Below are 13730 nucleotides of genomic sequence, written 5' to 3'. Positions count from 1 at the left end.
GTCATAATGGTAACAGCCTTTGAAAATGATAAATTTGCGGTAGTTGATCTCGAAACCACAGGTACCCAAAGAGATCATGGAGACCGAATTATTCAGTTCGGGTGTGCTATTATTAAGAACCGCAAAGTTGTTAAAACTTATTCATTTTTAATTAATCCTCACCATAATATTCCTCAGTCAGTTGAAAATTTGACGGATATAAAAAATGATGATGTTAAAGATGCTCATGATTTTTCTTATTATGCCAAAAGGATTAGAAAGATATTGCAAGACACTATTTTTGTTGCTCATAATATTAATTTTGATCTTCCATTCTTAAATTATGAACTGGTCAAAGCAGGCTTAGAACCTTTAAGAGGAAAAGCCATTGATACTGTTGAGCTAGCACAAATTGCCTTCCCGACATATCCTTCATATAAGTTAAAAGATCTTACTGCTCGTCTAAATATTAAACACTTAAATCCGCATCGGGCTGATTCTGATGCTTTAGTGACAGCAAAACTTTTGCTTAAGATAATTAAGCGTTTGGAACAACTGCCAACAGCAACCTTAAATACGTTAACCGCACTTTCAAAAGGTTTATTAAGGGATACAGATTACATCTTTTATGAAATCAGTCAGTATGCGAGACAATTAAAACGACCATTAGCCAAAGATCAAATCCAAGTAAGAAATTTAATCTTGCAAAAGCAAGAACTTCCTCAGCCAAATTTAGAGGCTTCAGAGAACAAATTTCCTTTGAGTGATAGTGAGAAAAAGCAAATTTTTAAAGGCCAGATTCGCTATCGAAAAGGGCAAACTGCTTTAATTAACCGAATTCATGATTTTATTGAACATGATAAACAAGATAATTTAATTGTTGAAGCGCCTAATGGTAGTGGGAAAACTTTGGCTTATTTAATGGCTTATGCCTATAAATTATATTCAGGACGAAAATTGGTGATTGCAACTCCAACAAAAGTCTTACAAGAACAAATTTATCGGCAAGAAATTCCTCAATTAATTAAAATTACCGGATTAGATTTATTTGCTCAAGAAGTCAAATCAAGTACACATTATTTAGATTTAGATGGCTTTTATAATTCTTTGTATCAAAGAGATTATGATCAACAAACTTTGGTCTGGCAAATGGAAATCTTAGTTTGGTTAACCCAAACTACTACTGGTGATTTAGATGAACTTCAATTGACGAATTATAATAATCCCTTTTTTGATCAAATTCAGCATCCAGGTGATGCACGCGTAGGGACTTATTTTTCAGATTATGATTTTTGGAATTTAGCTCGTCAACGACAAGAATTAGCTGATATTTTAATTACTAATCATGCTTATTTAGCAAATCATTTTATGGATTCGATTTGGGGACAAAATCCTTTTTTAGTAGTAGATGAAGCACATCGATTTACTGAAAATGTAACTAGTTCTCGTAGTGATGGAATCCAGTTTGAATCATTTTGGGGGTCTGTAAGTCACTTGCGAAATCTTTTACTGTTTGGTCCAGTTTCAGTAAAAGAAAAGTTTGGCAATCAACAAGAATTCGGTCTAATTTTAGAGCAATTAGAAAGTGAAATTAAAAATCTAATTCATGCTATTAACCATGTTCAAGAAAATCTTTATGGACAAATAGATTTAGCGACAAGTCGAGTTGAAAGAAGACAAAATCGAGTTGATTTTGGTTTTCAGGGGCAAGATCTTTTCCCTCATCCTGACCAAATGAAAGGTTTACTTAATCAAATTCAAACAAGTATTGAAAAAGTAAGACAAGAAACAAACCAAATTTTATTTTTACTTTATCAACAAGAACATCTGGTTAACAATAATGATGAATTAATTCAAGAATTGCGGGAAGAAATAGATCAGTTAGATTTCTATGCTGAGCAAACTTATCTCTTAATTGATCAACTAAATAATTCCAATGTTTTAGCAGAGAAGGGCTTTATTTTACAAGTAACTGATATCACTGATCCCTTGTCCACCAATATTATTTGGATGATGTTGGACCCAAGTGAAGAGTTAAAACAACTATATCAGTATTTTTCAAAGCGTCTCTTCATTTCTGCAACGAGTATGAATAATAATTCTTTTGATTTTATCGAAAAAAATCTTTCCCTGAATCCTCAAAATACCTTAACTTATCAAGGAAAAGCATCATTTAAGATTGAAAAACATTTAAAGGTGCTGGCTTTAGATGATCCAAGTAAGTTAGAAAATCCAAATGATGAAAATTATGCTAAGTTTATTGCTAGCTTTTTGAAAGAAGCTTTAGAACATCAAAAACACGTTTTAGTTCTTTTTACAAATTTAGAGACAATTAAAGATGTTTTCACTGAAATCATTAATGATCCTAGCTTAAAAGATTACGAGATTTTAGCCCAAGGATTAACCGGCTCTAATCAACGAATTGCAAAACGGTTTGGTATTGCAGATAAGGCGATTCTCTTGGGAGCAAATAGCTTTTGGGAGGGGATTGATTTTAAAAATAATGGTGTAGATTTAGCATTAGCAGTAAAACTTCCTTTTGAATCTCCCGATAATCCTGAAGTTAAATTAAGAGAAGAAAGAATAAAAAATCAATTAAAGAATAAAGGAAGTATTTTTGAAATAGATACTTTGCCTCGTGCTTTGATTCGCTTTAGACAAGGAGCAGGGCGCTTAATCCGCAATGAACGTGATCATGGAACTTTTGTTATATTAGATCAGCGAGTCTGGCATAAAAACTATGGTCAAGAATTTTTAAATGCTTTGCCCGTTGGCACCAAAAAAGTTAATTATCAGCAATTAATCTCATTACTAAAGGAAGAAAATGATGAATAATCGAGTTAAATCAGTTTTGAAAGGTGCCTTATGGACCTTTATCGTAGTACTAATTATTTACTTTATTTGTTTTATTATTTTTGTAATTGGTACACATCCTTATCGTGCCCAAGCTAAAACGGTAAATAATCTGGCCTTGTCTAAAACTCCGATTACCAAAATTTCTAATACATATCACATGAGTCAAGGGAAAGTTAGTAATAGTGTTGAAGGAATAGACAAAAAAGGGAAGAAATATTATTTTGTTTACTTAGAAGGATCTAAAAAAGCCTATTTATATAAAGCTAGTGAAGGAATTTCCCAAAGTAAAGTAAAATCTCTCTTTAATGAACATCATCCTGGACATAATAATCTAAAATTAGAATTCGGTTGGTATCAAGATAAACCAGTTTGGGAAATCTCTTATAAAAAAGATAACGGAAATTATGGTTATGCAATTTATAGTTTTAAAACTGGTAAGCAATTATTTTATGTAGACAATTTATAATTTTTTTAACAATAACTTAAGATTTTTAGTATAATTAAAATAGTTTAATCATGAAGGTTGGTAAATATGACAGAATTAATTTCTATTAAAGATGCACCTAAACATGTTGATGAAGAAGTAAAGATGCATGTTTGGATGACAGATAAACGTTCAAGCGGAAAAATTATGTTCCTTCAATTACGTGATGGAACAGCATTTTTCCAAGGTGTAGTGCTTAAAAAGAATGTTTCTGAAGAAGTATTTGAACAAGCAAAAAAATTACACCCAGAAGCAAGTATGTATATTACTGGGACCATTCATAAAGATGAACGTTCTCAATTTGGTTACGAAATTCAAATTTCCAATATTGATGTTGTAACCAATACTGAAGGTTATCCAATAGGAAACAAAGATCATGGAATTGATTTCTTATTAGATCACCGTCATTTATGGTTAAGATCTAAACGTCCATTTGCTATTATGCAAATCAGAAATCAAGCTTTCAAGGCAATTGTTGATTTCTTTGAACAAGAAGGCTTCATTAAGTTTGATGCTCCAATCTTAATGCAATCTGCACCTGAAGGAACAACTGAATTATTCCATATTGATTACTTCAATACTGATGCTTACTTATCTCAATCTGGTCAATTATATGCCGAAGTAGGGGCTGAAGCTTTTGGTAAGGTGTTTACCTTTGGTCCTACATTTAGAGCTGAAGAATCCAAAACTCGTCGTCACTTAACTGAATTTTGGATGATGGAACCGGAAATGGCATGGATGCATCAAGATGAATCACTTGACGTTCAAGAAAGACTTTTACAATTTGTTACTAAGCGAATCTTAGACAACTGTGAATATGAACTTAAGATTTTGGGAAGAGATCCTGAAAAATTAAGACCTACAACTGAAGGACATTTCCCACGTATTTCTTATGATGATGCCGTTAAAATGTTACAAGATGCAGGTCGTGACTTTAAATGGGGCGATGATTTTGGTGCACCCGATGAAGCTTACATTTCAGAACAATATGATCGTCCAGTATTTATCATGAATTATCCAACTGCTATTAAGCCTTTCTACATGAAGAAGAATCCTGATAATCCAAAAGAATATCTTTGTGCTGATGTCTTAGCTCCAGAAGGCTATGGTGAAATTATTGGTGGTAGTGAACGTGAAAGTGATTATGAAACTTTAAAGAAACAAATCGAAGAAGCTGGTCTGAATGAAAAAGATTATGAATGGTATTTAGATTTACGTAAATACGGATCAGTGCCTCATTCAGGATTTGGTATTGGATTCGAAAGATACCTTGGCTGGATTTGTAAATTAGATCATATCCGTGAAGCTGTTCCATTCCCAAGAATGATTAATCGTTTACAACCATAATTATCTTAAAATTGAACCAGAGGAATCTGGTTCAATTTTTTATTTGCTGTGAGGAAAAAGATGGTTAATTTTTATAATTATCATAAAGCAGGATTTTCTGTTTTTTCAAATACTCTCTTCAAATACTATTCCCACTTAAATATTTCTGAAACTGAGTTAGTATTAATTTTACAATTAGAAGTTTTCGCGCAAGATAAAAATTACTTTCCGAGTAACCAAGAATTAGCAGCTTCAACAAATTTGTCTGCAATTGAAATTTCTGAATTATTGCAAGGATTAATTAACAAAGAAGTCATTAATCTGGAACAAATTAATGATCAAGAAGGCAAGATTAGTAATTTTTATAGTTTAAAACCTCTATATAAAAAAATCGATGCTCTATTTGAACAAGAGCAACTGTCAAGAAAACAATCCTCTTCAAATCGAATATCACAGCCATTAGGCTATGAAAATCAAGATCCACTACAATTGACTGTAAGACAGTTTGAAATTGAATTTGGACGCCTATTAAGCCCGATTGAACGACAAGAAATTGCGGCTTGGATTAATGAAGATCATTATGACCCAGAAGTAATTAAATTGGCTTTAAGAGAAGCAATTTTAGCCCAAGTATATAACTTCAAATATGTTGATCGGATTCTCTTAAATTGGCAACGACACAATTTAACTACAGTTGAACAAGTGAAAAATTATTTACAAAGAAATGTGTGAAATAATGAAAAATGACGAAAAATTATTAAGTGATGATGAGGCGCGTGATGTTTTGTATCGCATTTTATCTCTTTATCCCGATGCTAAAGGAGAACTAAATTGGGATACGCGTTTCCATTTAGTATGTGCCGTCATGATTAGTGCTCAAACTACTGACAAAATGGTTAATGCAGTTACACCTAAATTATTTGCTGACTATCCCGATAGTTTTTCCATGGCAAAGGCTAACTTAAATGAAATCGAAGCAGATATTAAAAAAATTGGTCTTTTCCATACTAAGGCAAAACATTTAAAAGAAACTGCCCAAATTATTTCAAATACATATGATGGTGAAGTACCAAATAATAAAAAGGAATTAATGGCTCTACCTGGAGTGGGAGAAAAAACTGCAAATGTGGTTTTAGCAGAAGGTTTTGGTGTTCCAGCTATTGCAGTTGACACCCATGTTTCTCGCATTTCCAAAAGATTTAAAATTGTTAATTCAAAGGCAACTCCACATGAAATTAGTCTAAGATTACAAGAATTACTTCCAAAGCAAGATTGGATTAAAGCTCACCATGCAATGATTTTCTTTGGACGATATACGATGCCAGCTCGAACAAAAAATCAAAATCCCTATGATTTTTTACCGCCTATAAAATAAAAAACTATAACAAAAAGATCATCTCATTAAGAGATGATCTTTTTTAGTTATTAGAATTGGCCGGTGAATTATTGGCCGGGGGAGTGGGAGTAGTATTAGTATTTCCCGAATTAGTGGAATTATTATTTTGACTACTTGAATTATTTAAATCTGTGTTTGAATCAGAGGAAGAATTAGCATCATTATTTGAATCGGAATCATTATCTGGTTCAATTATTTTGATATCATCACTTGAAGAACTACCTGAAGAATTAGATTCTGCTGAACTTTCATCATGGTCATCACTTGTTTCAGTATCAAAATGACTATCAATTTCTTCATCGTCTTCATTATCATCTTTATATGGATTGCTTGGCGCATGACCTTTAACAAATAATTGCCAAGAATAATTAGAAGAATTTGGTGAAGCTACTTGCTTTTCTGTACCATTTACAATTCTTCTTTTGACAACAGTTTTTGGTTGTTTCCAATTTTTATTGTCTTTATCTTTCATCAAGTATTCCATCATATACTTATAGAGAATTTGGGCCGATGTTTCGCCAACGCCTGAAGGTGTACCATCCTTTAAATTATCGTAACCTGTCCAAATTGCCATGGAGTAGGAGCGAGTATAGCCAGCAAACCAAGCATCTTTAGGAGAGTTTGCATATTGAGGATATTTGACTAAATCCTCATCGGAATACTTAACTGTACCAGTTTTTCCTGCTTCGTAAAGATCTCCTGCTTTAGCTGCAGTACCTGATCCTTTAGTGAAAACTCCTTTGAGCATATCAGTCATAATATAGGCGGTAGAAGTCTTCATTACTCTTTTACCAGAACTATCATAATTTCGGGTAAGTCCATCTGGTGTTTCAATCTTGGAAACAAATTGTGGCTTATAGTAAACCCCATTATTGGCAAAAGCACCGTAAGCACCAGCCAATTGTAGTGAAGAAGCATTGGCTCCAATTGCAATTGATAATCCTGAATCAGAAGGAACATTGACACCCATATTTCTCGCAAAGAGGGAAGCACGTCCAATTCCTACCTTGTCTAAAGTTTTAACAGCAGGAACATTACGGGATTGCTCAAGCGCCTTTCTCATGGTTATTCTTCCCATATAAGAATTATCCCAATCGTAAAGTTGAATGTTAGTACCAGGATAAATATATTTAGAATCATCTACCATATGAGAAGTACCCCAATTGAGATATTCAATTGCCGGACCATAATCAAGAATTGGTTTAATTGTCGATCCAGTAGAACGTCCAGTTTGGACAGCCCGATTTAATCCTAATTGGACACTTGGTAATTTGCGTCCACCAATAATCGCAATTACATGGCCATTAGTAGGATCAACAACTGTCGCACCAACTTGCATTTTATCATTGGTAAAAGGGACTTGGCCGTTATTGGCAAGATCATAGAGCTTTTGTTGCGCAGCTTGATCAATATTTACTGTGATTTTTAAATTATCGTAAGGATTAAAACCTTTTTCTTTAACTTCTTCAAGTACTTGTTTGATATAAGGATCATCAACTTTTCTTAAATCTGAATTAGTTGAATTTTTTTGTGGCACTAGTCCTTGAGTAATAGGTTCAGCCTTGGCCTCATTATATTGGCTTCGTGTAATTTTTTTATTTTGTAACATTGTCTTTAAAACAACATCACGGCGATACTTTGCAGCTTGGGGGTGTAAATAAGGATCATAAGTTACAGGAGCATTTGGCATTCCGGCTATTAGCGCAGTTTGTGCTAAATCCAATTGGTTGAGATTTTTACCATAGTAATAATTGGCTGCAGTTCCCATCCCATAATTTCCATAGTTCATATATACCTTATTGATATAAAATTCGAGAATTTGATCTTTTGAATATTCTCGTTCGACTTTCATTGAGAGCCAAGCTTCTTGTGCCTTTCTCTTCAAAGTTCTTTGCGAAGAAGCGGTAGAGAAAACAGAAAGCTTAACTAATTGCTGAGTTAATGTAGAACCACCAGCAGCAACACTATTTGATTTAGCATTTACTAATACTGATCCCATAATTCTAATAGGATCAAGACCTAAACCTTCATGATAAAAACGCTTATCTTCAACTGAGACTACAGCATCCTTTAATTGTTGCGGAATTTTATTATTAGATACATAAGTTCTTTTTTCTGAACCTAAAGATAGTAGAAATTTACCGTTAGTAGTATAAAGAGTGGAACTACCGCCACTTTCTAATTGTGCTTTTGAGATACTAGGAGCATCTTTAGCATAAAAGGCAAATAATCCTACTCCAGCTACAATTACTAATAAAAATGTAATAGAAACCCATTTTAGAATTTGTAGCCAAATTCTTTTCTGTTGAGGATTTTTTTGATGGTGATAATTTTCCATTCTAGATGAATGATTATTTTGATTAAAATCATTATTTTCCATTTTTACTTCCTATCTAAAATAAATTTATCAACTATATCTAAATAAGGTAGAGTAGGGCGAAAACCACTTTTTATTTCATATGAATTACTTTCAATTTCTGATAAAGTAAGAGACTTTTTGCTTTTATCATTCCAGGCATGAATAATAAAACTAGCTGGAGTAATAAAATACCTATTTAAAGATACAAATCTAATGATAGTAAAACAAATGCCATCTTGCTGTAAACATTGATCTAAGTGAATAATCTGATGTTCATGAAAATTTTTTAAAGGAAATGAGGTTCGATTACGAGTTTCCTTTGCTTCAAAATCTAGATAATAACCTTTATAAACACCGTTATAATCTGTAGTTGAGGCTTGTCTAAAATAGGCTTCTTTAATTACAGCTCGCGATCTTTTAGGATAATCAACTTTAACAATTTGAATAGGGGTGGGCTTTTTGTGAACTACTGCAATATTTTGCATAAGATAATATTGATTGGATTCATTTATTTGTTGTTCCAAAGACATTCCCCGATCGGAAAAGACAATATTTTTTTTATGATGATTATTTTTTAATTTAAAAAGATCTGTGTGATCAGATGTATAGTTAGATAAACTACCAGTTGGATATTTGACCATAATTTTTTCTCCTGCTAGCATTATAACAAATATGTAATTAGATAAATGAATTAAGGTAGATAAAAATGAAAAGACTCTGGGTTTCAGGGTATCGCAGCTATGAATTAGGCATATTTGATCAAAAAGATAAAAAAGTTACGGTTATCAAGTATGCTTTAAAGAGATATTTTTTACAAAAATTAGAAGAAGGAGAATTAGATTGGATTATTAGTGGTCCCAATTTAGGCGTGGAGCAGTGGGCCTTAGAAGAAGGGATTGCTTTGAGAGACGAATACTCAGTTCGAGTTTCAATGATGAGTCCCTATCTTGAATTCAGTAAAAGATGGAATGAAAATAACCAAGCTAATTTTAATAACTTAAAGGAAAAAGTTGATTTTTTTGGCTCAACCTCTAATTCGCCTTATCAAAACCCAAGCCAATTGCGTAATTATCAAAACTTTATGATTAATCATACTGATGAAGCTCTTTTAATTTATGATCCCGAACATCCAGGTAAAACTAAGTATGATTATGATTTAATCAAAAAATATCAAGAAGAAAAAGACTATCCATTAACCTTATTAGATTTTTATGATTTACAAGATGCAGCAGAAGAATATGAAGAAAATTATCATTCTAACTTTTAACAAATTTCTTTAATTATCTTTAAGGATGAGTTTCAAAATTGAATGGTTAAGATTTATATTTTATACTTTTAATAGCTAAGACGTTAGCAAATAAAAAATAGATAATTTAAACAACGAAAAAATATAAAAATAAAGGATTTTTGCTATGGATTTAAATGATATTCGGTTATCACCAAATGATATTCTAAAAAAACAATTTAAAGTAAAAATGAAAGGTTACGATCAAGAAGAAGTTGATACTTATCTAGATCAAATAATAAGTGACTATGAAGTTTTTGCAAAAATTATTGCAGGCTTAAATGACAAAGTGAATCAATTAGAGAATCAATTGACTACTAATACAAGTTCAAATTCTGATAATGAAGATGATGTAAAAACTTACCAACCATCTCGACCACAAAGCTACGAAAGTCCTGTTTCAACTGCTTCTGAACCAATTGAAAATGAAACGACTAATGTAGCAATGATACAAAGAATTTCAACATTGGAAAGAAAAGTTTATAACTTGGAACAAAGATTGAATGCACAAGATCGTACATATCAAGCCAATTAGTATGATATAATAATTAAGCAAGTTTTGAGCAATCGCGGTTAGCAAAGGCTAGCTGAGGAAAGTCCACGCTCGCACGAGCTGCGATGCTCGTAGTGTTTGTACTCAGCCCAATAAGCTGGGGGATTTCTTTAGAAATCACGGCGGAAAAAGCACTAAATCATTTTGACATGTGTTAGTATCCTTAAAAGTGCCACAGTGACGAAGCAAGATCGGAAACGATATTGGTGGAACGAGGTAAACCCTGCAAGCGGGCAACCCAAATTTGGTAGGGGCGTCTCATCTATGGAAATGAACTAAAGATGAGATCATTTAATGAAGATAGATGATTGCTGAAGATAGTACTTGATCAATGCTATTGGAACAAAACGTGGCTTATAGAAACTTGCTGGTCGGTTGAGCTTTGTGCTCAACCTTTTTTTATCGAAAAATTTATTACAAGAAAAGTGAATTATTATGGAAAAATATAAATTATATGCCACCATGGGGGCAGGCTTTGAAAGCATTGTTGCTAAAGAATTACAACATTTAGGATATGAAACAAAAACTGAAGATGGACGTGTCTTTTTTGAAGGAGACCAAAAAGATATTGTTCAGACCAATCTATGGCTGAGAGCAGCTGATCGTGTCAAAATCCTTTTGAAGGAATTTAAGGCAACTACTTTTGAACAATTATATGATGAAACATATGCCTATGATTGGGCGATGCTTCTACCAGTTGACGCTAAATTCCCGGTGAAAGGTAGAAGTGTGAGAAGTAAACTACATTCTGAACCAGATGTTCAATCCATTGTAAAAAAGGCCATTGTTAATAAAATGACAGATCAGTATCATCGTCGTGGTTTTTTACCTGAGACTGGGAGTGAGTATCCTTTGGACGTTCATATTTATAAAGATCGCGTCCGTTTAAGTTTAGATACAACTGGACCTAGTTTATTTAAACGTGGTTATCGAGTTGAACATGGTGGTGCACCATTAAAAGAAAATTTTGCGGCTGGTTTAATTGAATTAACCCCATTTGATGGTTCACATCCCTTTATTGATCCCATGACAGGATCCGGAACAATTCCAATTGAAGCAGCATTAATTGCAAAAAATATAGCTCCCGGATTAAATCGTAAATTTGCTTTTGATAATTTTGATTGGTTTAACAAAGAATTGCATCCAGAATTAGTTGCACAAGCCAAGACTAAAGAACGAAAAGAGCATGCGCCAATTATGGCTAGCGACATTGACCAATCGATTTTAGAAATTGCTAAAGTCAATGCTCATAATGCCGGTGTTTTACAAGATATCCGCTTTAAACAAGTTGCAGTAAAGGATTTTTCTACTGATTTAGAAAATGGGGTAATTATTGCTAATCCTCCTTATGGTAAACGATTAAAAGACCGCCAAGCCGCAGAAAAAATTTATGAAGAGATGGGGCAGACCTTACGTCCCTTAACTTCCTTTAGTCAATATTACTTAACTTCTGATCCCAATTTTGAAAAATATTTTGGTGAAAAAGCGACTAAAAAACGTAAATTTTTCAATGGTAATTTAAGGACAGATTACTACCAATTTTGGGCTAACCAACGATAAAATAGTATTTTTTCTTCTTAAAATAACTGCTATAATTAAAAATAAATTTATTTAAGGAGGAAAAAATGAAATTTTCTGAAATAAAAGGAGAAGCTAGGTCTTTATTAAGTGGTCATTGGGGCTGGGGCTTAGCCGTTGCCTTAGTAAATAGTATTTTTGTTGGAATGATTGGCGCTGCTACTAGTTCTAGTACAATTCATGGTCTGAGTGACTTCGTTAAGAATCTTGGTTTAGAAGATTTTGATGCTGACAATCTCGATTTATCAGTTTCTACACAAACTACAGTAATTTTGAGTCTATTGGTTGCGGGCATGATCAGTTATAGTATTTTCTATACTTTTTTAAGATTAGTTGATACTAAGGAAACTGGTAATATTGCAACTGATGCCTTATCAGCCGTAACTAAAAAAAGAATTTTACCAACTTTTTTAACTAGTTTTATGACTGGAATTTTTGTATTTCTTTGGAGCTTACTCTTAATTGTTCCGGGAATTATTAAAGGTTATGCTTATTCAATGGCTCCATATATTGTCAAAGATTTAACTGACAAGGGTAAAGAAGTAGAACCAACTGAAGCTATTAATTTAAGTCGTGAAGTTATGAATGGTCATAAATGGCAACTATTTTGTTTAGATTTAAGTTTCATTGGTTGGTTTTTACTTTCTATCATTACTTTAGGAATTGGCTTTTTATGGTTACGTCCATACTTCGGTGTAACACGTGCCAATTATTATCGTCACTTGGTAGGGGATCGTTTCCTCAAAGACTAATAAAAGTTAAACCGAATAATCAAAAAAATAAGCTTTAAAGAAATTTTTTCTTTAAAGCTTATTTTTATTTTTTTAGTCATTTGTTGTTAAAAGCGGAGAATTAATTTTATCTGCAGCTAAGGGCTTACCATCTTTATCAAAGTAAGAATCGAGATCGCGACACCAAATAATTGCGAGTGTATCTTGACCAACATGGACACCGACTACGGGACCAATAATACTGTGATCGATCTTTAAAGACGGAAAATCGTGTTGATAGAGCTCATGCCATTCTTGTGCTCGCTTTTCACTGTCTGCATCAAAAATTGTTAATTGGATAGGATAAGGTTGATCTTTAATGCTTTCTTTAAAATCAGTTTCAATTCGTTTTACGGCTCTTTTATATTGTCGTTCCTTCCCGTAAGCACTAATTTTCCCTTGATTTTGAACATCCATCGTTAAAATTGGTTTAATATGTAGCAAACCGCCAACAAAACTAGCTGCATTAGATAACCGACCAGTGCGTTTTAAATGCTTTAAATCATCTACCATAAAACGCACACCAATTGTTTTTCTTAAATCAGCTAAGTCATGCAAAATAAGGTCTAAATTTGCACCAGCTTGAATTAACTTTCCAGCAAGCATTGCCAAATCAGCTTGACCAGCACAAGTTACTTTCGCATCAAAAGGGTGAATCTTGATGCGATCTTCATCCTTAGCAATTGCTTGAATATTGTTAAAAGTGCCCGATATACCACTAGAAAGAGTAATGATAATTACATCGGTATATCCTTGTTTAATAAATCGATCAATATGAGTTTGAATTTCACCAATTGAAGGTTGCGAAGTAGTAGGAAGGTTAGACTCAGTGGCTAATTTTTCATAAAATTCATGATAACCAATATCAATCAGATCTTGATATGTTTTATTATTCCAAACGATAGAAATGGGAAGAATATCAATATCATATTGTTGGATTTGTTTCTTAGAAAGATAAGCTGAACTATCTGTAATTAAGCCGATTTTACTCATATAACCTCCTGTATAAAGCCTTTTGCTTAATTGCTATCAAATAATATTAAATTATAGTCATTTTAGCTTAAATTAGAGGCAAAATAAAATAAAATTTTGATTATCTGTTATAATAAGCAGGAGATTTATAAATAGGAGGGGACCTAAATTC

Annotated in this window: 12 protein-coding genes and 1 other RNA gene; 10 read left to right on the top strand and 3 right to left on the bottom strand. The window is 32.8% G+C overall.

What is annotated here, in order from left to right; all coding sequences use genetic code 11:
* The first annotated feature begins 6 nt into the window (after positions 1–6).
* The 5 genes from dinG (at position 7) to nth (ending at position 6020) form a co-directional block, all read left to right on the top strand.
* Positions 7–2814: a helicase C-terminal domain-containing protein gene (gene dinG / locus LrDSM24759_RS06270; RefSeq protein ID WP_117118640.1), complete on the top strand. Its 2808-nt coding sequence runs from the start codon at positions 7–9 to the stop codon at positions 2812–2814.
* Positions 2807–3301, top strand: coding sequence for a hypothetical protein (locus LrDSM24759_RS06265; RefSeq protein ID WP_245953349.1), 495 nt, complete (start codon positions 2807–2809; stop codon positions 3299–3301). The genes dinG and LrDSM24759_RS06265 overlap by 8 nt, the downstream gene beginning before the upstream one ends.
* Positions 3302–3367: 66 nt before the next feature.
* Entirely contained in the window at positions 3368–4666 is a 1299-nt protein-coding gene (asnS, locus tag LrDSM24759_RS06260; RefSeq protein ID WP_117118638.1) for an asparagine--tRNA ligase, read from the top strand.
* Between the two features lie 60 nt (positions 4667–4726).
* On the top strand, positions 4727–5377 hold the full coding sequence (locus LrDSM24759_RS06255) for a DnaD domain-containing protein (protein ID WP_117118637.1): 651 nt from the start codon (positions 4727–4729) through the stop codon (positions 5375–5377).
* Positions 5378–5381: 4 nt separating this feature from the next.
* Positions 5382–6020 (top strand): endonuclease III, encoded by a 639-nt coding sequence (gene nth, locus LrDSM24759_RS06250; RefSeq protein WP_117118636.1) that lies wholly within the window; start codon positions 5382–5384, stop codon positions 6018–6020.
* Positions 6021–6063: 43 nt separating this feature from the next.
* Here the strand turns inward: nth and LrDSM24759_RS06245 are convergent, their stop codons facing one another.
* Both LrDSM24759_RS06245 and recU read right to left on the bottom strand, forming a co-directional pair.
* Positions 6064–8421: a PBP1A family penicillin-binding protein gene (locus LrDSM24759_RS06245; RefSeq protein ID WP_117118635.1), complete on the bottom strand. Its 2358-nt coding sequence runs from the start codon at positions 8419–8421 to the stop codon at positions 6064–6066.
* A 2-nt stretch (positions 8422–8423) separates the two neighbouring features.
* Positions 8424–9041, bottom strand: a complete 618-nt coding sequence (recU, locus tag LrDSM24759_RS06240; RefSeq protein ID WP_117118634.1) for a Holliday junction resolvase RecU — start codon at positions 9039–9041, stop codon at positions 8424–8426.
* Between the two features lie 65 nt (positions 9042–9106).
* Between recU and LrDSM24759_RS06235 the strand changes: the two genes are divergently transcribed.
* The 5 genes from LrDSM24759_RS06235 to LrDSM24759_RS06215 all read left to right on the top strand — a co-directional run bounded on the left by LrDSM24759_RS06235 (position 9107) and on the right by LrDSM24759_RS06215 (position 12568).
* The gene (locus LrDSM24759_RS06235) at positions 9107–9667 is read left to right on the top strand and encodes an SLOG family protein (RefSeq protein WP_117118633.1); all 561 of its coding nucleotides are present in this window, start codon (positions 9107–9109) and stop codon (positions 9665–9667) included.
* A gap of 145 nt (positions 9668–9812) precedes the next feature.
* Positions 9813–10220, top strand: a complete 408-nt coding sequence (locus tag LrDSM24759_RS06230; protein ID WP_117118632.1) for a DivIVA domain-containing protein — start codon at positions 9813–9815, stop codon at positions 10218–10220.
* A gap of 20 nt (positions 10221–10240) precedes the next feature.
* Positions 10241–10600: RNase P RNA component class B (rnpB, locus tag LrDSM24759_RS06225), an RNA gene on the top strand.
* A 73-nt stretch (positions 10601–10673) separates the two neighbouring features.
* Positions 10674–11798 (top strand): THUMP domain-containing class I SAM-dependent RNA methyltransferase, encoded by a 1125-nt coding sequence (locus tag LrDSM24759_RS06220; RefSeq protein WP_117118631.1) that lies wholly within the window; start codon positions 10674–10676, stop codon positions 11796–11798.
* Between the two features lie 65 nt (positions 11799–11863).
* Entirely contained in the window at positions 11864–12568 is a 705-nt protein-coding gene (locus LrDSM24759_RS06215; RefSeq protein WP_117118630.1) for a DUF975 family protein, read from the top strand.
* A gap of 72 nt (positions 12569–12640) precedes the next feature.
* Here LrDSM24759_RS06215 and LrDSM24759_RS06210 read toward each other — a convergent pair whose 3' ends face one another.
* On the bottom strand, positions 12641–13579 hold the full coding sequence (locus LrDSM24759_RS06210) for a DegV family protein (protein WP_117118629.1): 939 nt from the start codon (positions 13577–13579) through the stop codon (positions 12641–12643).
* Positions 13580–13730: the final 151 nt, after the last annotated feature.

The sequence above is a fragment of the Lactobacillus rodentium genome, from assembly GCF_003423665.1.
Lineage (GTDB): Bacteria > Bacillota > Bacilli > Lactobacillales > Lactobacillaceae > Lactobacillus > Lactobacillus rodentium.
This window is presented reverse-complemented; position numbering and strand designations above follow the sequence as displayed.

Bases quoted from the DNA above. Each gene is read 5' to 3' on its own strand.
- LrDSM24759_RS06220 (WP_117118631.1), top strand. From the start codon at position 10,674: ATGGAAAAATATAAATTATATGCCACCATGGGGGCAGGCTTTGAAAGC.
- asnS (WP_117118638.1), top strand. From the start codon at position 3,368: ATGACAGAATTAATTTCTATTAAAGATGCACCTAAACATGTTGATGAA.
- recU (WP_117118634.1), bottom strand. From the start codon at position 9,041: ATGGTCAAATATCCAACTGGTAGTTTATCTAACTATACATCTGATCAC.
- LrDSM24759_RS06230 (WP_117118632.1), top strand. From the start codon at position 9,813: ATGGATTTAAATGATATTCGGTTATCACCAAATGATATTCTAAAAAAA.
- LrDSM24759_RS06215 (WP_117118630.1), top strand. From the start codon at position 11,864: ATGAAATTTTCTGAAATAAAAGGAGAAGCTAGGTCTTTATTAAGTGGT.
- LrDSM24759_RS06255 (WP_117118637.1), top strand. From the start codon at position 4,727: ATGGTTAATTTTTATAATTATCATAAAGCAGGATTTTCTGTTTTTTCA.
- LrDSM24759_RS06245 (WP_117118635.1), bottom strand. From the start codon at position 8,421: ATGGAAAATAATGATTTTAATCAAAATAATCATTCATCTAGAATGGAA.
- LrDSM24759_RS06235 (WP_117118633.1), top strand. From the start codon at position 9,107: ATGAAAAGACTCTGGGTTTCAGGGTATCGCAGCTATGAATTAGGCATA.
- dinG (WP_117118640.1), top strand. From the start codon at position 7: ATGGTAACAGCCTTTGAAAATGATAAATTTGCGGTAGTTGATCTCGAA.
- LrDSM24759_RS06265 (WP_245953349.1), top strand. From the start codon at position 2,807: ATGAATAATCGAGTTAAATCAGTTTTGAAAGGTGCCTTATGGACCTTT.
- nth (WP_117118636.1), top strand. From the start codon at position 5,382: ATGAAAAATGACGAAAAATTATTAAGTGATGATGAGGCGCGTGATGTT.
- LrDSM24759_RS06210 (WP_117118629.1), bottom strand. From the start codon at position 13,579: ATGAGTAAAATCGGCTTAATTACAGATAGTTCAGCTTATCTTTCTAAG.